This is a genomic window from Chryseobacterium sp. AC405b, assembly GCF_979258685.1.
The window spans coordinates 655,806-680,600 of sequence record NZ_OZ409877.1 but is presented as its reverse complement, the minus strand read 5'-3'; the positions used below and the strand labels follow the sequence as shown (position 1 = coordinate 680,600).

Sequence of the window (24,795 nt, the reverse complement as noted above, 5' to 3'; positions counted from 1 at the left end):
TTTAGAAAAGAAAGATTACGATAAAATGAAGTTTAGACTATTACCCATCATTATGTTTGCTGCTTCTGCACATTTTTATGGACAGGTGACACCACAAGACAGCACAAAGGTAAACACTGCCTCTGTTCTTGCGGAAAATCAAACAGGAACTTACACTCTGAAAGACATTGTTGTTGATGGGGTAAAGAAATATACACCGGCACAGATTTTAAGATTTACAGGCCTTACAAAAGGAGAAGATGTAGATATTCCGGGGCAAAAAATCAGTAATGCCATCAAAAAACTTTGGGATACCCAGTCTTTTTCGGAAGTAGAGGTGTATATACAAAGTATTGAAGGCAAAACAGTAGTTTTGAAATTTTATCTTGAAGATTTAAAAGACCTTGGTGAAGTGAAATTCACCGGAAAAGGGATTGGTAAATCTAAAAATGAAAAATTAGCCAAAGATAATAACCTGAAACCCGGCACAAAGATTACCCAGAATCTAGTATCAAGCCTGAAAACAAATATTCCGAAGGAATATGTGAAAAAAGGTTTTGCAGATGCTAAAATCACGATCGAAGATAAGGTAAACGCAGGTGATCCTAATCTTGTAGACTGGACGATTAATGTAGAAAAAGGGAAAAAAGTAAAAATCAGCCACATCGAGTTTGAAGGTAACGAAAGTGTTACTGATGCTAAACTTCGTAAAAAAGCTTTCAAAGAAACCAAACAGAAAAGGTTTGGTATCGGTGGTATTTTGAAATCTTCAAAATTTATTGAAGAAAAATATCAGGAAGACAAACAAAGTCTTATCAGTTACTACAACTCTCTAGGATACAGAGACGCACAGATTGTTTCTGATTCGGTTTGGAGAAATAAAAAAAATAACTACGAGATCAACGTAAAACTCAGCGAAGGTAAAAAATACTATATTGGTGATATTACTTTTACAGGAAATACGGTTTATTCTACAGAATATCTTCAGAGAATCTTAGGATACAAAAAAGGAGATATCTACGATGCTGTAGGATTCAATAAAAAAGTAGGTGAAGACGGTGGTAAAGAAGATGATTCTGACATCAAGTCGATTTACATGAATAACGGTTACCTTTTCTCAAACGTAACTCCGGTAGAAAAATCTGTTTCAGGAGATAATATCAATCTGGAAATCAGAATTAATGAAGGTGAACAAGCAACTTGGAACAGAGTAACTTGGGAAGGGAATACAACAACCCATGACCACGTTATTTTAAGAGCGCTGAGAACCAAACCTGGAGAGCTGTTCAAGAAAACAGAAATCAAGAGAACATATTTTGATTTAGCAGGGATGTCTTTCTTCGATCCTCAACAGATCGGTCAGGATATTCAGCCTAATCAACAGGACAATACAGTTGATATTGGCTGGAAATTGGTTGAAAAAGGATCTTCTCAGGTTCAGTTGCAGGCAGGTTACGGTGGTAATAGCTTCATCGGAACTTTAGGATTGACGTTTAATAACTTCTCTCTGAGAAATTTCCTGAAATTTAAAGATTTCAGACCGGTTCCTCAAGGTGACGGACAAACATTATCGATCACTGCACAGGCAGGACAGTACTTCCAAAACTATGGTGTTTCATTCGTTGAGCCATGGTTATTCGGAACAAAACCAACTGCACTTTCTGTAAGTTTAAATAATTCAAGAGTAAATTATAGTCAGGTTTCTGGCCCGGATCAGAGATTAAATATTTTCTCGGCAACTGTTGGTTTAAACAGACTCTTAAAGTGGCCGGATGATTATTTCTCATTGTATACAGGAATTCAGTTTCAGAAATATAACTTTAGCAATTATCCTTTCGAATTTGGTGACACCACTGAATTGTACGGAAATGCCAATAACTTAAGTTTAAATATCGGTTTAAGTAGAAACTCTGCGGGTATTGATCCTATTTTCCCGACTGTCGGTTCAAATATTGAGTTGTCAGGTAAATTTACTCCGCCATATTCATTGTTTAGTAATAAAGATTATTCTACAATGTCTCCTACGGATAAATACAAGTGGATGGAATTCTACAAAATCAAATTCAAGGCTGATGTTTACAACGAAGTCGTAGGAAAATTGGTTTTAAGATCTTCTGCTGAAATGGGCTTCATGGATGGGTACAACAAAGAACTTGGTGCTCCGCCATTCGAAAGATTCTATGTAGGTGGTACCGGTCTTTTTGGAGGTAGATTCGATGGTAGAGAATTGATTCCTTTGAGAGGTTACGAAAATGCTTCTACATATGGAGGAGAATTAGATGACATCACTCAAAGAGGAGGAGGTACTATTTACAACAGATTTACGTTAGAATTAAGATATCCGATTTCATTAAATCAAACGGCCAAAATTTATGCATTGACTTTTGCTGAAGGTGGTAACGTTTGGAACTCTTGGAGCAAGTACAATCCTTTCCAGCTAAAAAGATCAGTTGGTGTGGGTGTAAGGGTTTACATGGGTGCATTTGGTTTGATTGGATTTGATTTTGCTTACGGTTTCGATAAAACTATATTAGGAACAGAACCGTCAGGTACGAAGACTCACTTCTTAATGAATCAATCATTATAATAAAAATGAAGAATTTTAAAATACTTTTCACAGCTTTAGCACTTTTGCTTTTCAGTTTTGGGAATGCACAGAAGATAGGTGTTGTTGATACAAATTATATTTTGGATATGATGCCTCAGTATAAAGAAGCAGAAGCTAGACTCAATTCTCAGATAGACACTTGGGAACAAGAGCTTCAGACTTTACAGGCTGAATTTGACAAGAAAAGATCAGCCTTCGAAAACGAAAAAGTTTTGCTAGTGGGTGATCAGTTAAAGCTAAGAGAAAAGGAAGTAATGGATTTGGATAAAAATATCAAAACCACTACAAGTTTAAGATTCGGAAAGACTGGTGAGATCAGCCAGCTGCGAGCAAACTTGGTAGAGCCTTTCCAGGATCAGATCTGGACGGCTATCAAGGCAATGGCAGAAAAAAATGGTCTAGGCATTATTTTTGATAAAAGTAATGACGTCAATGTGATTTTCCTTCAGAAGAGATATGATTATACCGATAAAGTATTGGCAATATTGCTTAAAGGAACTGAAGAAAAAGACACAAAATCAAACAAAAAACAGTAAAATATATTCTCAGGAATTAACTTTTACGCCAAAATTAAATCTAAAAACAAATTAATTATTTATTACCCCGTTATGAAAAAATTAAGTGTATTATTTGCAGCAGCGATGATGTTTGTATCTGTAGGTATGGCAAAAGCTCAAAAAATGGCTACTCTGGATGTCGCAGGTATTCTTAATGCAATGCCAGAAAAGAAAAAAGCTGATGCAGATTTGACGACCTTCGTTAATGCGAAGCAAGCTGAGATAAAGAAAAAAGCTGATGCTGCACAAGCAAAGTATGCTCTTTATACAAAAGAAGCTCCTACAAAAACTGAAGCTGAGAACAAAGCAAGAGGTGAAGAAATGCAAAAACTTCAGGAAGAAATGGCTCAGATGGAAGACAAAATGAGAAAAGATGCTACTGCTAAGCAGGATTTACTTTTCGAACCAATCGAGAAAAAATTGATGGATGTTGTAACTAAAGTAGCGAAAGCAAACGGTTATGATTATATCATGGATGCCAACTCTACAGGATTAGTATACAAAGCTGGTCCGGATGCTACTGCAGCTGTAAAAAAAGAATTAGGTCAGAATTAATAGAGATATTAACTAAGATTTTTAAAAACTACCACTTCTATTAGAGGTGGTTTCTTTATTTTTGCGCTATGGAAAAAGAAGTATCAACAACGGTAAAAATAAGATTCAGCGATTGTGATCCTATCGGACATTTAAATAATGTAAAATATCTGGATTACATGTTTAATGCAAGGGAAGATCACGTGGAGGAGTTTTATGGTTTCACTTATGAAGAATATACCAAGAAAACCGGTTGTACGTGGATTGCTATTCAAAACGAAATTGCATATTTAAAGGAAGTAAGATACAATACGCAAGTTGTCATCAGCAGCAAAACCATAGAGATACAGGATAGAACTGCTAAAGTTGAAATTTTAATGAAAAGTCTTGACGAGAAAACCGTTCATGCCGTTTTGTGGGTGACCGTCATTTATTTTAATATTAAAACCAGAAAATCTGAAGTTCATCCTGAAGATATAAAAGATACTTTCCACAAATTCTTTGTAAATTTAGAACAGAAAGATTTCCAGCCAAGAGTCAAATTTTTAAGATCACAAAATGCAAAAAATTCATAAAGAATGAAGAAAATAGTAGTAATTGGAAGCAATGGTCAGTTAGGAAACTGCATCAGAAAAATCGCTCCGGATTTTGAATTAGATTATGAATTTATCATTACAGACTCTAAAACTCTTGATATCACTCAAGAAGATCAGATTCAAAACTTTTTTTCTGAGCACAAACCAGAATTCTGTATCAATGCTTCAGCATACACTGCCGTAGATCTTGCCGAGCAGGAAAAAGAAAAAGCTTTCGCAGTGAATGCTTATGGAGTAGAAAATTTGGCAAAAGCCTGTTCAGAAAATCAGACTGTTTTCATTCACATATCTACAGATTATGTTTTTGATGGCGAAACCAATCTGGATTATTCAGAAGATGATTTCACCAATCCAATCGGAGTATATGGTGAATCGAAAAGAACAGGAGAAGAGTTGGCTTTAGAAGCAAATCATCAAACTATCATTTTAAGAACATCATGGTTGTATTCAGAGTTTAACAAAAATTTTGTGAAAACAATGCTGAATCTGTTTTCTCAAAAAGATGAACTTGGTATTGTAGGTGATCAATTTGGTCAGCCAACCAATGCAAACGATTTAGCAGAAGCCATCATGGAAATCATCGAAAACCCGAACAAAACTTTCGGAATTTTCCATTTTTCAAATTATCCCGAAACAACCTGGTTTGAATTTGCGAAAAAAATCGCACAATTTTCACAATCATCAGTAAAATTAAATTCTTTAACGACTGAGCAATTCCCAACTCCGGCAGCAAGACCGAAAAGAAGTACAATGTGTTTGGATAAAATTGAAGAAATCTATAAAATTGAACCAAAGCATTGGGAAAATAGCCTTGAAGAATGTGTGCGAATTTTGTCAAAATAATCTAAGTATGAAAAATCTTACCATTGCAGTTTTAGTTTTTTTTATACAAACGGTCGTTGCACAAAATGTATATCTTACTAAAGTTGAAAAAACAAACGACAACACAGACAAATTTCTTTATCATATAGAGAAGCAAATAGAAGATGCACAATATCTCGGTGAGATTGATGTTCAGGGTTTTTCTAATGACGACGAATATGTTTTTTCACAAGTTTATAAAAAAGCAAAAGAAATCGGAGCTAACTCATATTCTTTAAAACCGATTGAAAGTATTGATGGAAATACAAAAGAATTCAATGCTTCAAATTATAAACTTCAGCTATATTACGTTCCATCAGAAAGATTTTTGGAAGAAAGTGGTAACTTATATTTATTTGCTTCTTCCCAAAAAGATCAGAAGATCAGTATCAACAGGAAAGATTACATTCTTTCACCTCGCACTTATATCAAAGTACCTTTAATAACAGGAGAGATTTACACCATTTCAACCAAGAAACTTTTAGGTTCTACCATAAAAATCAAGAAGAACACAAAAAATTCAGATCAGTATTATCAGATTTTATCGGCTCGTTTAGGAAACAGCAGTCAAAATGATGGTACCCTTCATTTAAAATCGGGTGATATTATCGGTATAGAAAAATCATATGCTGAATTCCTGTCAGTCATTTATCAGGAAAAAAAATAAGATCATAAAAATGCTAATATCATACCTCCCAATTTCCGGAGGTGTTTTTTGTTATAAACAAGTATTTATTATCTACTTCCATATCCTTCATATTTAGTTTCTTTAGGAGCTAAAAATTTTTTAGTATAATTTTTATAATGAAATATAAGCTCCTTTAGGACGGATTAAGAATAATCACAACCCTATACTATAATAATATATAAGGTTTCTCTCCGATGTTGATTCCGCCTTCTCCAAAAACCCTTTTTAAAGCCTTTTAACTCATCAATCCCAGATAGCTTTTAAAAAAACAGTTCCATTTACTTTTATATTTTCTTCAACCGATCCAAGTCCCACGCCTCGTTTCTCCTACGCTCCATATAACGACCGCATCACACGCCCTTGTTCTTAAAAATTTTTCTCTCACATTTTCAGTATTTTAGGTTTAAATATGAATTAAAGATCAACATTATGTTAACTTCTTTTGGTTGGATGGGTTAAAGTTTCTATCTTTGCCCCACTGAAAACGAGAGTATATCAGTAGCGCAGGAGAGCTTTAGGGCAGTAGTTTATATTACTTTAGAAGAGAGAAAAACTTTTTAATTATTAATAAATTTTTAGCGATAAAAATTTGTGAGGTTGAAAAAGATTTGTATCTTTGCAATCCCAATACGGGGAGCGCAGGAGTAGTAGATTGGATGTTTAGAAAGAGGGTGTTTAGGGTTACTTAAAAAACTTTAAAATTTCTTCAAAAAACATTTGGTCAGGACAAAATAAATTATTACTTTTGCACACGCAAATACGGCAACGCCCAACGACAGAAAAGGGTAGCTGAGGAAGCGTAAGAGAAGAGATCATTGAAACATAGATATAACAACCAAGTAAGGAAAAGACTAAAGCGTCAATAACTTTGAGTGAGTCAGACAAACATACAATGGAGAGTTTGATCCTGGCTCAGGATGAACGCTAGCGGGAGGCCTAACACATGCAAGCCGAGCGGTAGAAGTCCTTCGGGACTTTGAGAGCGGCGCACGGGTGCGGAACACGTGTGCAACCTGCCTTTATCTGGGGGATAGCCTTTCGAAAGGAAGATTAATACCCCATAATATATTAACTGGCATCAGTTGATATTGAAAACTCCGGTGGATAGAGATGGGCACGCGCAAGATTAGATAGTTGGTGAGGTAACGGCTCACCAAGTCCATGATCTTTAGGGGGCCTGAGAGGGTGATCCCCCACACTGGTACTGAGACACGGACCAGACTCCTACGGGAGGCAGCAGTGAGGAATATTGGACAATGGGTGAGAGCCTGATCCAGCCATCCCGCGTGAAGGACTAAGGCCCTATGGGTTGTAAACTTCTTTTATACTGGGATAAACCTACTTACGTGTAAGTAGCTGAAGGTACAGTATGAATAAGCACCGGCTAACTCCGTGCCAGCAGCCGCGGTAATACGGAGGGTGCAAGCGTTATCCGGATTTATTGGGTTTAAAGGGTCCGTAGGCGGACTCGTAAGTCAGTGGTGAAATCTCATAGCTTAACTATGAAACTGCCATTGATACTGCGGGTCTTGAGTAAGGTAGAGGTAGCTGGAATAAGTAGTGTAGCGGTGAAATGCATAGATATTACTTAGAACACCAATTGCGAAGGCAGGTTACCATGTCTTAACTGACGCTGATGGACGAAAGCGTGGGGAGCGAACAGGATTAGATACCCTGGTAGTCCACGCCGTAAACGATGCTAACTCGTTTTTGGGTTTTCGGATTCAGAGACTAAGCGAAAGTGATAAGTTAGCCACCTGGGGAGTACGATCGCAAGATTGAAACTCAAAGGAATTGACGGGGCCCGCACAAGCGGTGGATTATGTGGTTTAATTCGATGATACGCGAGGAACCTTACCAAGGCTTAAATGGGAATTGACAGGTTTAGAAATAGACTTTTCTTCGGACAATTTTCAAGGTGCTGCATGGTTGTCGTCAGCTCGTGCCGTGAGGTGTTAGGTTAAGTCCTGCAACGAGCGCAACCCCTGTCACTAGTTGCTAGCATTAAGTTGAGGACTCTAGTGAGACTGCCTACGCAAGTAGAGAGGAAGGTGGGGATGACGTCAAATCATCACGGCCCTTACGCCTTGGGCCACACACGTAATACAATGGCCGGTACAGAGGGCAGCTACACAGCGATGTGATGCAAATCTCGAAAGCCGGTCTCAGTTCGGATTGGAGTCTGCAACTCGACTCTATGAAGCTGGAATCGCTAGTAATCGCGCATCAGCCATGGCGCGGTGAATACGTTCCCGGGCCTTGTACACACCGCCCGTCAAGCCATGGAAGTCTGGGGTACCTGAAGTCGGTGACCGTAACAGGAGCTGCCTAGGGTAAAACAGGTAACTAGGGCTAAGTCGTAACAAGGTAGCCGTACCGGAAGGTGCGGCTGGAACATCTCATTTTAGAGCGTCATTAGACGATAAACAAAAAAAGATACTTAAATGTATCATGTACTTACTTAAAGAAGACGTTTTAGTTTTTTACTCGGTTGCTTATATTATAAAAATACAAAACCCACTAGAAATTAGTATCAGAGGGAGAGATTTAGAAAATAGAGGTTAGAAAATTAGAAGTTAGAGATTAGTCCAACATCTAGTGTCTAAAATCTAACATCTAAACAAAGTCTCGTAGCTCAGCTGGTTAGAGCGCTACACTGATAATGTAGAGGTCGGCAGTTCGAGCCTGCCCGAGACTACTAATTGTAAAAGACGGGAAGACATCAGATATGAGACGTGAGACATTTAGGTCTAGAGTCTGTAATCTGACATCTGAAGTCTACTAGAGGGGGAATTAGCTCAGCTGGCTAGAGCGCCTGCCTTGCACGCAGGAGGTCAAGGGTTCGACTCCCTTATTCTCCACAGTTTTGTGAGTTTGATTTAAAAGTAAGATGGATAGAGCCAAAACAAATATCCATTTATCAGACGAGCAGAAAGAATTAAGATCATTGACATTAACGGTAAAAATATCACAAAGAGAAAACCGAGCGCAATTAAGCGTTTGAGTTTACAAAATAGTTTAATAGCAATATTAGACAAAAATACTGAACTAATTAATAATTAGGAAAGAAATCGTTAAGGGCGTATGGCGGATGCCTAGGCTTTCAGAGGCGAAGAAGGACGCGGTAAGCTGCGAAAAGCTGCGGGGATCGGCACACACGAATTGATCCGCAGATGTCCGAATGGGGCAACCCGTCTGGTTGAAGACCAGTCACTCCGCAAGGAGAGCAAACCCGGAGAACTGAAACATCTAAGTACCCGGAGGAAAAGAAATCGAAGAGATTCCGTAAGTAGTGGCGAGCGAACGCGGATTAGCCCAAAAGTCTTTATATGTTTAAAAGAATGTTCTGGAAAGAACAGCCATAGAGGGTGATAGCCCCGTATTTGAAAGGCATACATAGATGATAAATGAGTAGGGCGGGACACGTGAAATCCTGTCTGAATATGGGGGGGCAGATCCTCCAAGGCTAAATACTCCTGAAAGACCGATAGTGAACAAGTACTGTGAAGGAAAGGTGAAAAGCACTTCGAATAGAAGGGTGAAATAGAACCTGAAACCGTACGCCTACAAGCGGTCGGAGCCCACAAGTTGGGTGACGGCGTGCCTTTTGCATAATGAGCCTACGAGTTAATTTTACTAGCGAGGTTAAGGACTTCAGGTCCGGAGCCGGAGCGAAAGCGAGTCTGAATAGGGCGTATAGTTAGTAGGATTAGACGCGAAACCTTGTGATCTACCCATGGGCAGGTTGAAGCTTTGGTAACACAAAGTGGAAGAGCCGAACCGGTTGACGTTGAAAAGTCTTCGGATGACCTGTGGGTAGGGGTGAAAGGCCAATCAAACTGGGAGATAGCTCGTACTCCCCGAAATGCATTTAGGTGCAGCGTCGTGTATAAGTTTATTAGAGGTAGAGCTACTGATTGGATGCGGGGGAGTCAAATCCTACCAATTCCTGACAAACTCCGAATGCTAATAAATGTTCCACGGCAGTGAGGGCGCGGGTGCTAAGGTCCGTGTCCGAGAGGGAAAGAACCCAGACCAACAGCTAAGGTCCCCAAATCTCTATTAAGTTGAAGCAACGCGGTTGGACTGCATTGACAGCTAGGATGTTGGCTTGGAAGCAGCCATTCATTTAAAGAGTGCGTAACAGCTCACTAGTCGAGCGGTCCGGCATGGATAATAATCGGGCATAAATAGAGTACCGAAGCTATGGATTTACAACCTCGGGTTGTATCTGGTAGGGGAGCATTCTGTTTGCACAGAAGCAGTAGCGTGAGCTATTGTGGAGCGTACAGAAAAGAAAATGTAGGCATAAGTAACGATAAAGCGGGCGAGAAACCCGCTCACCGAAAGACTAAGGTTTCCTCAGCCATGCTAATCAGCTGAGGGTTAGTCGGGACCTAACGCGAACCCGAAAGGGGTAGTGGATGGACAATGGGTTAATATTCCCATACTTGCTCACACTAAAAAGGGGACGGAGTGCCGTACTTACTGGAGACTGACGGAATAGTCAAGACCTAGCCTTCGGGCGAAGTTGCTGTAAGGAAAGTGCTTCCAAGAAAAGCCGAAGTGAAGCAACCCGTACCAAAACCGACACAGGTAGTCGAGGAGAGAATCCTAAGGTGCTAGAGTGAATCATGGTTAAGGAACTAGGCAAAATAGTCTCGTAACTTCGGAAGAAGAGACGCCAACAGCAATGTTGGCCGCAGTGAAGAGGCCCAGGCGACTGTTTATCAAAAACACAGGACTCTGCTAAATCGAAAGATGCTGTATAGGGTCTGACACCTGCCCGGTGCTGGAAGGTTAAGGAAGGGCGTTAGCAGCAATGCGAAGCGTTTGACTGAAGCCCCAGTAAACGGCGGCCGTAACTATAACGGTCCTAAGGTAGCGAAATTCCTTGTCGGGTAAGTTCCGACCTGCACGAATGGTGTAACGATCTGGGCACTGTCTCAACCATGAGCTCTGTGAAATTGTAGTCTCGGTGAAGATGCCGAGTACCCGCAATGGGACGAAAAGACCCTGTGAACCTTTACTATAACTTCGTATTGACTTTGAGTAAGTAATGTGTAGGATAGGTGGGAGACTTTGAAGCAGGCACGCTAGTGTTTGTGGAGTCAACGTTGAAATACCACCCTTTACTTACTTGGAGCCTAACTTCTTTTAGAAGGACATTGCGTGGTGGGTAGTTTGACTGGGGTGGTCGCCTCCAAAAGAGTAACGGAGGCTTTCAAAGGTACCCTCAGCACGCTTGGTAACCGTGCGTAGAGTGTAATGGCATAAGGGTGCTTGACTGTGAGACCTACAAGTCGATCAGGTGCGAAAGCAGGACATAGTGATCCGGTGGTTCCGTATGGAAGGGCCATCGCTCATAGGATAAAAGGTACTCCGGGGATAACAGGCTAGTCTCCCCCAAGAGCTCACATCGACGGGGAGGTTCGGCACCTCGATGTCGGCTCGTCACATCCTGGGGCTGGAGAAGGTCCCAAGGGTTGGGCTGTTCGCCCATTAAAGTGGCACGCGAGCTGGGTTCAGAACGTCGTGAGACAGTTCGGTCTCTATCTATTGCGGGCGTTAGATGTTTGAGAGGGCTTGATTCTAGTACGAGAGGACCGAATTGAACAAACCTCTGGTGTATCAGTTGTTCCGCCAGGAGCACCGCTGAGTAGCTACGTTTGGAAGAGATAAGCACTGAAAGCATATAAGTGCGAAACTCGCCTCAAGATGAGACATCTTTTAAGGGTCGTTGGAGATGACGACGTTGATAGGCTACAGGTGTAAAGTTGGTAACAGCATAGCCGAGTAGTACTAATTACCCGTAGATTTATAGCCTAATTGGCATCGCTTAATTGCGCAATCAAGGTTCTCTCTTTGTGAATATTCTTATCGCTTAAAACAGATGTCAGAAATAAGACATCAGATAACAGACTAAAAAAGTCTGAAATCTGAAATCTATCCTCTGATATCTTATATACAACCTTTAGGGTGGTTTTAGCGGTGGGGCTCACCTGTTCCCATTCCGAACACAGAAGTTAAGCCCACCAGCGCCGATGGTACTGCGAAAGCGGGAGAGTAGGTCGCCGCCAGTTTTTTTTTAAAGCTCCTCAATCGAAAGATTGAGGAGCTTTTTTTATGCAATACATTCAACAAAACACTCCTAAAAAAAAGACTCCTACTGAAAAGTAGAAGTCTTTTTTGTTATAACAAGTAATCAATTACTAATAACAATCAACCCAAAAAAGTCCTGTACTCAATAGTAGGGGAGTTTTTTTATATCCGAAAATTGTAAACAGTTTTATTTGAAGCTTAGTGTAAACCATTGTAAATATTAGTTTAATAGCTGAATATAACTTCTCATAGAAAAATGCTGTAGATATGCTTTCAATATGAAAGTTATTTCTAAAGTGTATACTACTTGTAAACCATATTATTGTATTTCTCGCAGGAGTTAAATAGTAACCGAAAATCCAATAAATTATAATTACACCCAAGATCTATGGGAAATAAAGTAAAATTGCTGTATCCTAAAATACTGTGATAGATGTTTGAGTTAAGTGAAATGTACAAATATTATTGATTCGTATAACTTATAGATTCTATTGTTATTAAAGGTAGAGTCCAATTGATTCATAAATCACTTAAGTTTTGGATCTTATTAAACACTTTGCTTATAATCGCAAAAACTTTATAATTTCTAAAACCTACTGAGAATTCCCCAGTGAATTTTAATATCATTAAACTTGAAAGGATTTCCAAACTCGTTACCGTTCGACAGCTGAAAACTCATCAAACCGATTGGAATAAAGAAATTAAAACCAAGCCCCACACTGTACAATTTTGGCTTTACATTCAATGATTTGTTGTTGAGCTGTCCATATTGACCAAATACATCAAAAAACGCCTGATTTCCGATGAGATATCGATATTCCAAGCCTCCGTAATAATAAAAGTCGGCTGCGAGTGAACTTTCATTGAAACCCCGGAGAGAATTCCAGCCTCCAAAACGATAAAGTTCGTTGGCAGAGAAATCAACTTTAGAATCCATCATTGCACCTTCTGCTTTGATATTGAGGAAATGATTTCCGTTGATGTTATAATTATGCTCTCCGAAAAAATAGAATTGATTTTGAGGAGCTGTAATATTATCTTTGGTATAAACTGTCGTCAGATAATCATATCCTGCGGTGATTTTAGTTTTATACAGAAACAAATCAATATCAGTAGGTTCTACCATTTCAAACCAAATTCCGATTCCTTTTTTGTTGTAATCTTTTCCCTGAACGTACAACGAATCGATGATGGTGGAGTTTTCGAAAGTTCCCCGAAGACCTATTTTATTTCGGCTGTTCATGTGATAATACAAAGCAGGAAGCGCTTTTACATTGGCGAAAGTAGAATCTTGTCTGAAGATATTTACTTTCATATTTAAGCCAACATTTGACTTAAAAAGATAGGGAATGTCTGCTTGTAAATCAAAATTTTGACCTTTATCCGGATTTCTTTGCCAATATAAATTTACGGTTTCAAAACTATTAAACATATTTCTGAAATTAACATTCAGGGTGCCGTTTAAGGTGAATTTTTCTGTTTTATCATTTCCAAAACCAATCACACCATCAAAACTATTGGTTTTTTTCTTTTCCATAAAAAGATAAATCTGCGTAGAATCTTTTGTGAAAAGTGTCTGTGGCGGTCTTTCCAGACTTACAAATGCATGACTTTGAAAGTTCTTATTAATTGAAATCAGATTTTTGTCGTCATACGTTTTTCCTTTAAATTCCTTTTCAAGATTTTTCATAAATCTTTTGGGAACTCTGGAATAACCTTTCACTACAAAACCATCAATCGTGCGTTTGTCATTTTTATTAATGTCGATCTCTACAATCGGATAACCGTTTTTCTGACCCTTATATTTGGATTTAATTCTGCTGAATGCAAAACCTTCATCAATATATTTTTTGTTAATGACTTTCTTGGTTGAATCTAAATTTTTAGTAAAAAAATCTCTCTCAATTTTATGTCTCTTGATAATAGAATCTGAAAGTGTAACAAACGTTTCGTTGAAGTTTTTCCCTTTGTCGTAAATAATTTCTGTGCTGTCTCCTTTTATTTTGACATCTTTTAATTCAGTAAAAAAATAATTGCTCTGTGCCAGAGAGTCGAGGAATTTCACCGCAGAAAGAGAATCCTTGACTTGTTTCTTGACCTTCGTTTCAGAATCAATCATAAAATAGTGCTTCTTCTGTGCTTGTAAAAAAACACAAAACAGGGTAAAAAATATGTTTAAAAATAACTTCAATTATTACAAAATGTTTAAAAAAAGTTTGTCATTCCGTAGGAATCCAGACAGTGAATTTAGCAAGATATCTTAGATTACTGCGGAATGACAAAAATGCTGTTAATTCCTCTAATTTTTAAATTTAAAATTTTATTTAATAACTGAATCTAGTCCAATTTATTATACTTCTTCATTAAATTCTCATAAGTTCCCTGTGGCAAAATCCATTTTAACGGAACCCCGATTTTCTGTCCGAATTTACCGAAATAATAATGAGCTTTCCACTTATTTTTAGTTAAAAGTTGATCAATGTATTCTGCAACTTCTAAAGGTTCTGTTCCGTCGCCTACATGAGAATTCATCAGAGCATATACTTTATCAAAAACATTTCTGTAAGGTTCGGAAACTTTAGTTTTTACTCTGTTTTCTGCAATATTGGTTTTGATGTCACCTAAATGCAGGGAGCAAACATCGATATTCCAAGGGTAAACTTCATATCTCATTGCTTCGGTTACTTTGTCTAAAGCCGATTTTGAAGCAGAATAAAATCCACGGAAAGGCAATCCCATTTCGCTTCCGATACTGGAAACATTGATAATTTTCCCGAATGTATTCTCACGCATTTTTGGTAAGACCGCACTCATCATTTGAACGGCTCCGATAAGGTTTAGATTAAATAATTTTAAAATATCTTCTTTCGCAGAATCTTCTACGGAACCTACCATTCCCATTCCTGCGTTGTTGATGAGAACATCAATTCTTGTTTCTGTTTTCAAGACTTCCGCAATGGCATTCTGAACGGCTTCGTTATCTGTAATATCTGTCGGGATTGATTTGAAATATTGACTTTCGGTGAATTTTCGGCTTAAACCGTAAACTCTGTGACCTTTCTTTCCGAAATATTCTGCTAAAACGAAACCAATTCCTGAGGAAGTTCCGGTGATGATGATTGTTTTATGTTGTGACATTTATTGTGACATTTATATTTTCTAAGTTGAAGGTCAATTATTTATGAAGATTTTATCCAAATCCTCCCAAAACATCGGATAAGATTTTTCCACCACGTTTTCGTCTTCAATATTTAGCTCTTTAATCAGACAAAACGGCGCAAAACTCATTGCCATTCTGTGATCCTGATATGTTTTGATAGAAATATTTTCTTCCGCATCTTTAAATGCTAAAGATTTTATGGTCAAATCTGTTATTTCCGTTTCAGTTCCTAATTTTTTCAGTTCGTTGTGTAAAGCTAAAAGTCGGTCAGTTTCTTTTACTTTTAAAGTTCCCAAACCTGAAATTTCAAAAGGAATTTTCAGAGCTGCTGCTGTTACACAAAGTGTTTGTGCGATGTCAGGACAATTATTCATATCCAAAACAATCTTTCCAGGAAATTGAAAATCTTCAATCGGTTGAACGGTTAATTTGTGTTCTTTTTCTATGAAAATAGTTTTAATCCCGAAAAACTGCTCATAAATCTTAGCAATTGCAGAATCTCCCTGAGTAGATTCTTTGTAAAAACTTTTCAGATGAATTGCTTCTCTTCCAATTGCAGCAAAAGAATAAAAATAAGATGCGGAGCTCCAGTCGCTTTCTACTTCGTAGCTAATGATTGATGATTGATGATTGATGCATGATTCAACTTTGATCGTATTTTCTGTAAATGAATTTTTAATTCCAAATTTAGCTAAAATGTTGAGGGTCATTTCTATATAAGATCTTGAAGTCACTTCGCCAACAAGATTTATTTCCAAACCGTGATCTAATTTCCCAGCAATTAAGAGGAGGGAAGTAATAAACTGGCTCGAAATATTTGCGGGAACATCTACTTTTTTCTCAGTGATTTTTCTTCCGGTAATTTTTAAAGGCGGAAAGCCTTCATTTTCTAAATATTCAATTTCTACTCCAAGATTCTGTAAAGCGGTTACCAGATTTTTAATCGGTCGTTCTTTCATTCTTCCTGAACCGGTAAGAATAGTAGTTTTTCCTTCCTGAATCGAATAATACGATGTCAAAAAGCGCATCGCCGTTCCTGCATGATGAATGTCAACAGTTGCAGTGTTTCCTGAAAGAGCTTTTTTTAATAATTGTGTATCCTGAGAATTGGATAAATTCCCGATTTTTATATTTGAAAATAAACTTTCCAAAATCAACAAACGATTCGAAATACTTTTCGAACCGCTGATTTGTATGGTTTTATTTCCGATTAATTTAAATTTATCTAGTTTCATTATTTGTTCAGATTTAAGATTCAAGACATCAGATTTCAGACTTTAATAATCTAGTGTCTGAAATCTGACATCTACTATCTTATTTTAATTTCTCATTATTCTGATGTCGGTCTTTATCGCGATCAGTTTTCACCTTCATTTTTTTATCAAAAGCTTCCTGCAGATTGGTTCCGGTTTGGTTGGCAAGACATAAGGTTACGAACAGTACATCAGCCAATTCTTCACCTAAATCTTTGGTTTTATCACTTTCCTTTTCACTTTGTTCACCATATCTTCTGGCAATTATTCTTGCCACTTCTCCTACTTCTTCGGTGAGCATTGCCATATTGGTCAATTCATTAAAATAACGAACACCAATATTTTTTATCCATTCATCGACTTGCTGCTGTAGATGGGTGATTTCCATTTTAAGAGAGCTTGGTTAAATGTTTAAAGAAACAAGTAATTAATCATCAATTATCATATTACTGATAAGCTCCTAAAGTAGGGCTTGTAGTTCTTGTCACTCCTACAATATCCGTTGGAACTGTTGCTGCAATTGCCGCTGCACCTTTATTTCTTGCGGGTGAATCTGCTTTTACACGAAGATTCATCTGAGCCGTGAAGTAATTTACAAATTTAGGATCTTCATTTTTTACACTTTGAATTACATTCATAGGATTGTTATCAAATGTAAATCCTGCACCTGAAGCTCCGGCATATTTTATAGACGAATTTCGAATTAAATATTGAAACTGCTGTCCTGGCGTTTGTTCAAAGTTTACCGAATCATCCCTGTCTGAATAAACAATGCTGTTGAGTATATTTAAATTCTGCAAAGCTCCCTGTTCGGTTTGTCCATTTTCATTTTTCCATTCATTGGTAGCGAAAATTCCCATACGGTTAAGAGAGCCCATTGTTCCCGAATAATTAGCAATTGTTGCGTGGGTATAGGTGTGATTTCCACCTTTAAATATTCCGATAGCCGATTCTCCGCAGTTATTCATCACCAAATTACTTGCATTCACCGTAGAAGCTACCGCATAAATTCCATATTCCTGAAAAGTATGAATGAAAGAATTTTTTATCGTAGCGTTGGTTTGTTTCATATCTAAACCTTTTGTTCCTCCGAAAAGCCTTGTGTGATTCATATTCAGAATAGAAGCGGGTTCCATTTTGATAGAATTCCAGTTTCTCGGGATGGTATCGTAATAGGTATCGTTTCTGTCTCCACGCACTATGACTTGTTCGGTTTGAGTTCCGTTCATGTTTAATGTGGCTCCGGTAGCAACTTTCATTCCGCTGTTTTTGTGGAAATATACTTTTGTTCCTGCTTCAATATTTAATGTAATGTTCGGATCAACGGTAAGATTTCCATAGATAATTTTAGCTTTATTTTTCGTCCAGGTTGTGTTATTGCTCAAAACATTAGGATTAGAAGGAGTCTGAATAAAAAATTCAGCATCCTGAACCACAGAAAATAAAGTGACATGCTGCTGACCGACAGGACTTGTGAATAGTACACGGTCTTCGGCTATTGCTTCCGGACCTGTTGCCTGAGGCGCAATTTCAACGAAAATATATAAACTGTCATTTTTTCTTAAAGGCACATTGGTAAACTCATAACCAGATTTTCCGTCTACATTGATTTTATATAAGGAAGCAGTACCTTTTTCAAGGCTGATTTTCGGGATCAAAACATCTTTATCTTCATTATTAAATACTTTTACAGCATAAGTTTCTGATCGTACCTGATGATAAACCGTATCACAGAAAACGGTGTCTCTGGAGAATCTCAGTTCCTGAGAAGGAGTATCAAAAGAAATTTCGTCTTTATTACAAGAAACCGCCAGTAAAAGCATCCAGAAAGAGCAAAATAATAGTAATTTGATTTTCATTGATAATGAAGTTTAATATAGATTTCAAATTTAACGAAAATACTTTGATTTTCATATGTTGCTATTTATTTGTTTTTCTGTCTTATAGTATTACCATGTTATTATATAGATTTTTTCTTCTAAAAAATTATTGCTCAAGTATTTGTATATTATAAAAAATATTGTATTTTTGCAACCTAAAATTTAGCAGAGAAATACCATTACTATTTCGAAAGCAAAACTTTAATTTTTTTAAAAAATTGTATTATGAAAAAAGGAATTCACCCAGAAAATTATAGACTTGTTGTTTTCAAAGATATGAGTAACGACGAAGTATTTGTAGGAAAATCTACTGCTGACACAAAAGACACGATCGAGCACGAAGGTGTAGAGTACCCATTAATCAAAATGGAAATCTCTTCTAGCTCTCACCCTTTCTACACAGGAAAGACTAAATTAGTTGATACTGCAGGTAGAGTAGACAAGTTCATGAATAAATACAAGAAATTCTCTAAGTAATTTTTTGTTTTAAAAATATTTAAAGTCTTCCAAATTTTGGGAGACTTTTTTATTTGTATTTTTTTCGAAATTAGATATTAGAATTTAGTTTCAGGATTTGTATTTTTGCTTATTAGAAAATGGAGTCAGATTGTTTACTTTATTTAGGACACTTTTATTCTCTAACTTCTAGTCTCTAACATCTAACTTCTTATCAAATGCAATTAGTATTTTCAGATGCACAATATTGGGAAGATTTTCTTCCGCTTACCTTTACCCGTCCTATTGCAGAAATGCGATGTGGGATTCTTACTTTCTCAGAAAGATGGCAGAAAATTTTAGAAAACACAGATGTTTCTTTTTTTACAGAAAATTATCTGCAGAATAAGTTTAAAAATCCTGAAGATGTTGAGAGCTTATTTTTAGTAACCAATTTTTTACCGACTGAAACAATTATTCAGCAAATTAAAGATTTAAAATTGGGTGAAGCTTTGGTTTATGAAGATGAATTAATCGCTGCAAGAATCAATATGAAAGGTTTTTCTCTTAATCAAATCGAGAAAATGACCGACATCAAAGAGGAACTGGTTTTCTTTAAAAAGCCGACTGATCTTTTTACGTATAACGACAAAGCAATCGATTTTGATTTTGAATTATTAACGAAAGGAAAATCTTCTCAGGAATTATCTTCCACCAACGGATTTTTAGGCGACAAAAAAGATTTGTTCATCGAAGAAGGAGCTCAAATTGAATTTTCAACAATCAATACCAAAACCGGAAAAATCTACATCGGAAAAAATGCAGAAGTAATGGAAGGTTGCAATCTTCGTGGCCCGATTGCTTTGTGTGAAGAATCTAAATTTAATTTAGGTGCAAAAATTTACGGTGCAACAACGGTTGGACCGCATTGTAAAGTTGGTGGCGAAGTGAATAATATTATCATTTTTGGATATTCTAATAAAGGTCACGATGGTTTCGTTGGGAATTCTGTGATCGGAGAATGGTGTAATCTGGGTGCAGATACCAATTCTTCCAATCTGAAAAACAATTACGCCAATGTAAAACTCTGGAGTTACAGAACCAAACATTTTGAAGATACAGGTCTTCAGTTTGCGGGTTTAATTATGGGAGATCATTCTAAAACAGCAATCAACACGCAATTAAATACCGGAACGGTGATCGGTGTAGCTTCCAATATTTTCAAAGAAGGTTTTCCTCCAAATTTAATAGAAAACTTTTCGTGGGGCGGATTTAAAGATGATGAACGTTTTAAATTGGACAAAGCCTATGAAGTTGCCGAAAAAGTAATGGCAAGAAGAAAACTGCCTTTAACAGACGATGACAAGGCAATTTTGAAACATATTTTTAACGAATTTCAAATATGATATTAATGAAACTTCAAACTATTTTGAAGTTTTTTTGTTTTAGATGTAATAAATTTCAGTTTTTAGATGTCTTACTTATAGAAACAAACTTATGACCCAGGAGATTTTCAAAAACACGGTTTTCATTCTCAAAGATGAGATGTATCGTTTTGCGAAAAGGTTTGTCATGAGCAGCGACGAGGCAGAAGATGTGGTACAGGATTTAATGATCAGGTTTTGGCAGAAAAAAGAAGAACTTGAAAAATTTGGAAATTTAAAATCCTACGCATTAAAATCTGTAAAAAATGAATGCCTCAACCGATTGAAACACCACGACGTGAAGTTGGGCTTTGCGGATCTGCAGCTTCACCGGTCGGAACTCTACAGTATGGATGTGAATAATCTGAAGGAACATATCATTGGTTTTATCAATCAGCTTCCTGAAAAACAGAAAATGGTTATCCATTTGAAAGATGTAGAAGAGTATGATGTGTCTGAAATTTCCGAAATGCTGGAAATGGAAGAAAATGCAGTAAGAGTGAATCTTATGCGGGCAAGACAAAAAGTAAAAGAACAAATCTCACAACTGATGAGCTATGAACAACGATCAATTTCAGGATAAATATAAAGAAGTCGTAAAAGACTTAAAAGAGGAAAAAATGAACTGGGATTTTGAAGATTTTCTTCAAAAGGCAGAAGGTAATACAAATAATGAAGCTGAGATTATTCCTATCGGCAAAGCCAAACCATCATTCCCAAAATGGTTTTGGATGGCTGCAAGTATAGTTTTGCTTTTTTCTGTTGGTTTAATTTTTAATTACAACCAAAATGCAGACGTAGATCAGGCAAGCTTGGTTGAAAACGAAATTCAGAAACAGAAATCTGATTTTATTAAAGAAAACCACGAGCATCAGACTCAGGTTGCAGCATTAAACAGCGACTCGATTTCCGGAGCGAAAAGAGATTCGGTATTTCAGGAAAGCGCTATGGCTGAAGTGGATGTTTTAGATAAAATTCTATCTAAAAAAAGCAGAATTAAAAAAGAAACGAAACCGAGATATGTGAGCAATTCCGGAGTTAAAAGCATAAAAGATTCCACAGGATACAGAGATTCTTATGTGATCGTCAACGGTAAAAGAATCGATAATATGGAAGAAGCCATCAATGTTACAAAATATTCGCTTCAGGTTGTTGCAAACAATGTCAACCAGGCTTTAGCACAACCAAAAGTAATGGATAACGTAGAATACTAATAGAACAATCAACATAGATTACGCAACTGATCAGGCTTGTAGTCAACTAAAATTTTAATTAAAGTCATGAAAAAAATATTCATCATATTCGCACTCGCATTTTCACATTTTTTCGATGTGTACGGGCAAAAAGAAAAACTGGATCAATTGTTTGACAGATACCAGGAAGTGGAAGGAGTAACGTCCATCAAAATTGCAAAGCCCATGTTTGGGATGCTCAGCAATCTTAATATTGCAGATTCTGAATTGGATCAGATCAAACCTTTACTCGCCAAAATCAACGGATTAAAAGTCCTGATTACTGAAAGTCCTGAAAACGGAAAATCTCAGAACAATCTGAATCAGCTGAATAAAGAAATTACATCTTATCTTAAAAACATGAATTACAGCGAAATGATGTCTGTAAAGAATGGTGACAGCAAGATTAAATTTCTTTCTTCAGAAGCTAAAAACGGAATACTGGAAGATATTTTATTGAGAATCGACAGCGGAAACGGGGAAAATATTCTGGTCATGCTCGACGGAAAACTTTCAATGGATGATGTCAACAAAATTATCAATTCCAGTGAAACTACAATGAGTTCTTCAAATACAACGACCGTAAGAAGTAGTTTTAATTCAGACACTGATTCTTCTTATCTGAACGGTGAAAACAGAAATGTAGGCGAATTTTCCGGAATTGAAGTGAGTACAGGTGTCAATATAGTTTTTAAACAGGAAAACTCCACCAATATAAAAGTTCTTGCAGATTCTGATAAGTTACAGTATGTCATTACAAAAGTTGAAAATGGGGTTCTGAAAGTTTATATCGATAATAAAGGATCCAAAAAGGTGAGATTTAAAAATCTGAGTGTCAATATTTCTTCACCGAGAATGGATCATATTAAAACATCATCAGGTTCTAACTTCACAGTGGTCAATTCAATTAAAGAAAACAATCTAAAAATTGATGCTTCGTCCGGATCAAGTGTAGCAGGAAAGTTCACGGTAAATAATAATGTAGACTTTAATGTAAGTTCAGGATCTAGTGTGAAAGCGAATGTCACTTCAGGAAAAATCATGGTGAAATCTTCGAGCGGTTCTAATATAACCGTTGAAGGAAACGCAGATATCGGAATGATTGATGTGAGCAGCGGTTCGGTAATCAAAGCAGAAAACCTTAGAATGAATACTGCAGAAATAGAATCTACCTCAGGAAGCAGCGCATCAGTGAATGTTACGGAGAAGATGAGAGTAAAAGCTTCTTCCGGAGGCTCGGTAAGATACAAAGGAAATCCTAAGATTGATTCTGATGTAAGCAAAATGTCTGGTGGAAGTCTATCTGCAATCAACTAAAAATATAAACCATGAAAATCTTAAAAATCCTTTTCGCAGGTATCTGCACCATATTCTTAATGCAATCTTGCGTCGTTTCGCACAAGCCCAATATGGAATTTTTTTCAAATTCCGATTATGATTATCAAGGGGCAAGATTTGTGAGCTTTAATGTTCCGTTGTTTTTAGCAAAACCTTACATTAAAAAAGCTTTGAGAGAAGATGAGGATGGCGAAGCTTTGGTGAATATGGTGAAGAAAGTCTCAAAAATAAAGATACTGACCGTAGAAAACGGAAACAAAACCATGCTGAAAGATTACGCCAATTATTTAAACAATAATCATTACGAAGAATGGGCAACCATAAAACATGATGGCAATAACGTGAATATCAGAGTAAAACAAAAAGGTGAATCTATTAAAAATATGCTGATTACTGTGAATTCAGATAAAGATTTGGTTTTTGTAGATGTCAAAGGAAATTTTACGGCTGACGATATTTCAAGAATGATTAACAACGCTTCAGACAAATAATTTCATATTAACTTATTTTATATTGTTAAAAGTCGCACTCATCATGATTGCGGCTTTTTTTAATCTATTTTATTGATTATTAAGTTTTATTTAAACTATTGAAATGCATTTTTTTATTTGGTTAAAATAGCCTAATTTTGCACAGAAAGTAAAGATGTCGATTCATAACAAAATTGTAGAGACAGCCATCACTTTCGATGACGTTCTTCTCGTACCTTCTTACTCAGAAGTTTTACCTAACCAGGTTTCTTTAAAATCAAGACTTACTGATAAAATTACGCTTAATGTTCCTATAGTTTCTGCCGCAATGGATACCGTTACGGAAGCAGATTTGGCAATTGCTTTGGCAAGAGTGGGTGGTTTAGGTTTTATTCATAAAAATATGCCGATTGCTGAACAGGCTGCACAGGTTAACCGAGTAAAGCGTTCAGAAAACGGAATGATTTCAGATCCTGTTACACTCACAAAAGACCATACTTTGGCTCAGGCTAAAGAAACGATGGCAAAATATAAAATCTCTGGTCTTCCTGTTGTAAATCCTGATAATGTCTTAATAGGAATCATTACCAACAGAGATGTAAAATATCAGGAAAATCTTGATATGAAAGTGGAAGAGATCATGACAAAAGAGCATCTGATAACTTCTGATAAAAGTACGAATCTTGAAAAAGCAAAGGAAATTCTTCTTAAAAACAGAGTTGAAAAACTTCCTATTGTTGATAAAGAATATAAGCTTGTTGGTTTGATTACCATTAAAGATATTGATAACCAATTAGAATATCCAAACGCCAATAAAGACGAAAACGGACGTTTACTTGTAGGAGCCGGAGTTGGCGTAGGAGAAGATACAATGGACAGAATTGCTGCATTGGTGAAAGCCGGTGTTGATATTATCGCAATCGATTCTGCACATGGTCATTCTAAAGGAGTTTTAGATAAAATTTCAGAAATCAGAAAAGCATATCCGGATTTGGATCTTGTAGGTGGAAACATCGTAACTGCCGAAGGCGCTAAAGATTTGATTGAAGCAGGTGCAAATGTTCTTAAAGTTGGTGTAGGTCCCGGATCTATTTGTACAACGAGAGTTGTTGCAGGAGTGGGAGTTCCTCAATTATCAGCAATTTATAATGTGTATGAATATGCTAAATCTAAAAACGTTACGGTAATCGCTGACGGAGGAGTTAAACTTTCCGGAGACATTGTAAAAGCAATCGCAAGTGGAGCAGGAGCAGTAATGGTGGGTTCACTCTTAGCAGGAACTGATGAATCACCAGGTGAAGAAATTATCTACCAAGGAAGAAAATTTAAAGCATACCAGGGAATGGGAAGCCTTTCTGCAATGAAGAGAGGCGGAAAAGAAAGATACTTCCAAAGTGAGGCTAAAAAATTCGTACCGGAAGGTATTGAAGGCAGAGTTCCGCACAAAGGGAAGCTGGAAGATGTTATTTTCCAGTTAACCGGAGGTCTTAGAGCAGGAATGGGTTACTGTGGAGCCAAAGATATTGAAGCTTTACAGAAAGACACAAAAATGGTAATGATTACAGGAAGCGGATTAAAAGAATCTCATCCTCATGATGTGATTATTACGTCTGAAGCTCCTAATTATTCTTTGTAAGATAAAAAATAATAAAAAAAGTAGGCTATCCGCAAATTTGGA

At 37.0% G+C, this 24,795-nt stretch carries 18 protein-coding genes, 2 tRNA genes and 3 rRNA genes; 18 read left to right on the top strand and 5 right to left on the bottom strand.

The genetic code is table 11. From position 1 onward, the window contains the following. Positions 1 to 25 precede the first annotated feature (25 nt). The 11 genes from bamA to rrf all read left to right on the top strand — a co-directional run bounded on the left by bamA (position 26) and on the right by rrf (position 11,906). Positions 26 to 2,566 carry an outer membrane protein assembly factor BamA gene (gene bamA, locus ACZZZA_RS03280; RefSeq protein ID WP_463429782.1) on the top strand — a complete coding sequence of 847 codons (2,541 nt, stop codon included), beginning with the start codon at positions 26 to 28 and terminating at the stop codon, positions 2,564 to 2,566. Between the two features lie 5 nt (positions 2,567 to 2,571). Continuing rightward, complete coding sequence (locus ACZZZA_RS03275; protein ID WP_463429781.1) at positions 2,572 to 3,123, top strand: OmpH/Skp family outer membrane protein; 552 nt, start codon at positions 2,572 to 2,574, stop codon at positions 3,121 to 3,123. Between the two features lie 72 nt (positions 3,124 to 3,195). After that, a complete protein-coding gene (locus ACZZZA_RS03270) occupies positions 3,196 to 3,699 on the top strand; it encodes an OmpH/Skp family outer membrane protein (RefSeq protein WP_463429780.1) in 504 nt (167 codons plus the stop codon). Between the two features lie 68 nt (positions 3,700 to 3,767). Next, positions 3,768 to 4,253, top strand: a complete 486-nt coding sequence (locus ACZZZA_RS03265) for an acyl-CoA thioesterase (protein ID WP_463429779.1) — start codon at positions 3,768 to 3,770, stop codon at positions 4,251 to 4,253. Positions 4,254 to 4,256: 3 nt separating this feature from the next. Continuing rightward, positions 4,257 to 5,117, top strand: coding sequence for a dTDP-4-dehydrorhamnose reductase (gene rfbD / locus ACZZZA_RS03260; protein WP_463429778.1), 861 nt, complete (start codon positions 4,257 to 4,259; stop codon positions 5,115 to 5,117). Positions 5,118 to 5,124: 7 nt separating this feature from the next. Then, positions 5,125 to 5,802: a hypothetical protein gene (locus ACZZZA_RS03255; protein WP_463429777.1), complete on the top strand. Its 678-nt coding sequence runs from the start codon at positions 5,125 to 5,127 to the stop codon at positions 5,800 to 5,802. A gap of 910 nt (positions 5,803 to 6,712) precedes the next feature. Further along, positions 6,713 to 8,228 (top strand): 16S ribosomal RNA (locus ACZZZA_RS03250). Positions 8,229 to 8,447: 219 nt separating this feature from the next. Next, positions 8,448 to 8,521, top strand: a tRNA-Ile gene (locus ACZZZA_RS03245). A gap of 89 nt (positions 8,522 to 8,610) precedes the next feature. Beyond that, a tRNA-Ala gene (locus ACZZZA_RS03240) sits at positions 8,611 to 8,684 on the top strand. Positions 8,685 to 8,887: 203 nt separating this feature from the next. Next, a 23S ribosomal RNA gene (locus ACZZZA_RS03235) occupies positions 8,888 to 11,649 on the top strand. 149 nt (positions 11,650 to 11,798) lie between these two features. After that, positions 11,799 to 11,906, top strand: a 5S ribosomal RNA gene (gene rrf, locus ACZZZA_RS03230). The 16S, 23S and 5S rRNA genes sit together here with 2 tRNA genes alongside, the layout of an rRNA operon. A gap of 605 nt (positions 11,907 to 12,511) precedes the next feature. Here the strand turns inward: rrf and ACZZZA_RS03225 are convergent. The 5 genes from ACZZZA_RS03225 to ACZZZA_RS03205 all read right to left on the bottom strand — a co-directional run bounded on the left by ACZZZA_RS03225 (position 12,512) and on the right by ACZZZA_RS03205 (position 18,197). Beyond that, positions 12,512 to 14,044: a BamA/TamA family outer membrane protein gene (locus ACZZZA_RS03225; protein ID WP_463429776.1), complete on the bottom strand. Its 1,533-nt coding sequence runs from the start codon at positions 14,042 to 14,044 to the stop codon at positions 12,512 to 12,514. 218 nt (positions 14,045 to 14,262) lie between these two features. After that, complete coding sequence (locus ACZZZA_RS03220; protein ID WP_463429775.1) at positions 14,263 to 15,063, bottom strand: SDR family oxidoreductase; 801 nt, start codon at positions 15,061 to 15,063, stop codon at positions 14,263 to 14,265. A gap of 33 nt (positions 15,064 to 15,096) precedes the next feature. Next, positions 15,097 to 16,320, bottom strand: coding sequence for a 3-phosphoshikimate 1-carboxyvinyltransferase (locus ACZZZA_RS03215; protein WP_463429774.1), 1,224 nt, complete (start codon positions 16,318 to 16,320; stop codon positions 15,097 to 15,099). A gap of 79 nt (positions 16,321 to 16,399) precedes the next feature. Next, the gene (locus tag ACZZZA_RS03210; protein WP_463429773.1) at positions 16,400 to 16,726 is read right to left on the bottom strand and encodes a nucleotide pyrophosphohydrolase; all 327 of its coding nucleotides are present in this window, start codon (positions 16,724 to 16,726) and stop codon (positions 16,400 to 16,402) included. Between the two features lie 58 nt (positions 16,727 to 16,784). After that, the gene (locus ACZZZA_RS03205) at positions 16,785 to 18,197 is read right to left on the bottom strand and encodes a hypothetical protein (protein ID WP_463429772.1); all 1,413 of its coding nucleotides are present in this window, start codon (positions 18,195 to 18,197) and stop codon (positions 16,785 to 16,787) included. A 246-nt stretch (positions 18,198 to 18,443) separates the two neighbouring features. Here ACZZZA_RS03205 and ACZZZA_RS03200 point away from each other — a divergent pair, with 246 nt between their 5' ends. From ACZZZA_RS03200 to guaB, 7 genes are all read left to right on the top strand, one after another. Then, the gene (locus ACZZZA_RS03200) at positions 18,444 to 18,695 is read left to right on the top strand and encodes a type B 50S ribosomal protein L31 (protein ID WP_047445187.1); all 252 of its coding nucleotides are present in this window, start codon (positions 18,444 to 18,446) and stop codon (positions 18,693 to 18,695) included. A gap of 197 nt (positions 18,696 to 18,892) precedes the next feature. Next, complete coding sequence (locus ACZZZA_RS03195; RefSeq protein WP_463429771.1) at positions 18,893 to 20,059, top strand: GlmU family protein; 1,167 nt, start codon at positions 18,893 to 18,895, stop codon at positions 20,057 to 20,059. A gap of 91 nt (positions 20,060 to 20,150) precedes the next feature. Beyond that, on the top strand, positions 20,151 to 20,660 hold the full coding sequence (locus ACZZZA_RS03190; protein ID WP_463429770.1) for an RNA polymerase sigma factor: 510 nt from the start codon (positions 20,151 to 20,153) through the stop codon (positions 20,658 to 20,660). After that, positions 20,635 to 21,291, top strand: a complete 657-nt coding sequence (locus ACZZZA_RS03185; protein WP_463429769.1) for a hypothetical protein — start codon at positions 20,635 to 20,637, stop codon at positions 21,289 to 21,291. Before ACZZZA_RS03190 ends, ACZZZA_RS03185 begins: the two co-directional genes overlap by 26 nt. A gap of 66 nt (positions 21,292 to 21,357) precedes the next feature. Then, positions 21,358 to 22,626 carry a DUF4252 domain-containing protein gene (locus tag ACZZZA_RS03180; RefSeq protein WP_463429768.1) on the top strand — a complete coding sequence of 423 codons (1,269 nt, stop codon included), beginning with the start codon at positions 21,358 to 21,360 and terminating at the stop codon, positions 22,624 to 22,626. Positions 22,627 to 22,637: 11 nt separating this feature from the next. After that, positions 22,638 to 23,138 carry a DUF4252 domain-containing protein gene (locus ACZZZA_RS03175; protein WP_463429767.1) on the top strand — a complete coding sequence of 167 codons (501 nt, stop codon included), beginning with the start codon at positions 22,638 to 22,640 and terminating at the stop codon, positions 23,136 to 23,138. A 154-nt stretch (positions 23,139 to 23,292) separates the two neighbouring features. Further along, complete coding sequence (gene guaB / locus ACZZZA_RS03170) at positions 23,293 to 24,753, top strand: IMP dehydrogenase (RefSeq protein ID WP_463429766.1); 1,461 nt, start codon at positions 23,293 to 23,295, stop codon at positions 24,751 to 24,753. The last annotated feature ends 42 nt before the right edge of the window (positions 24,754 to 24,795 follow it).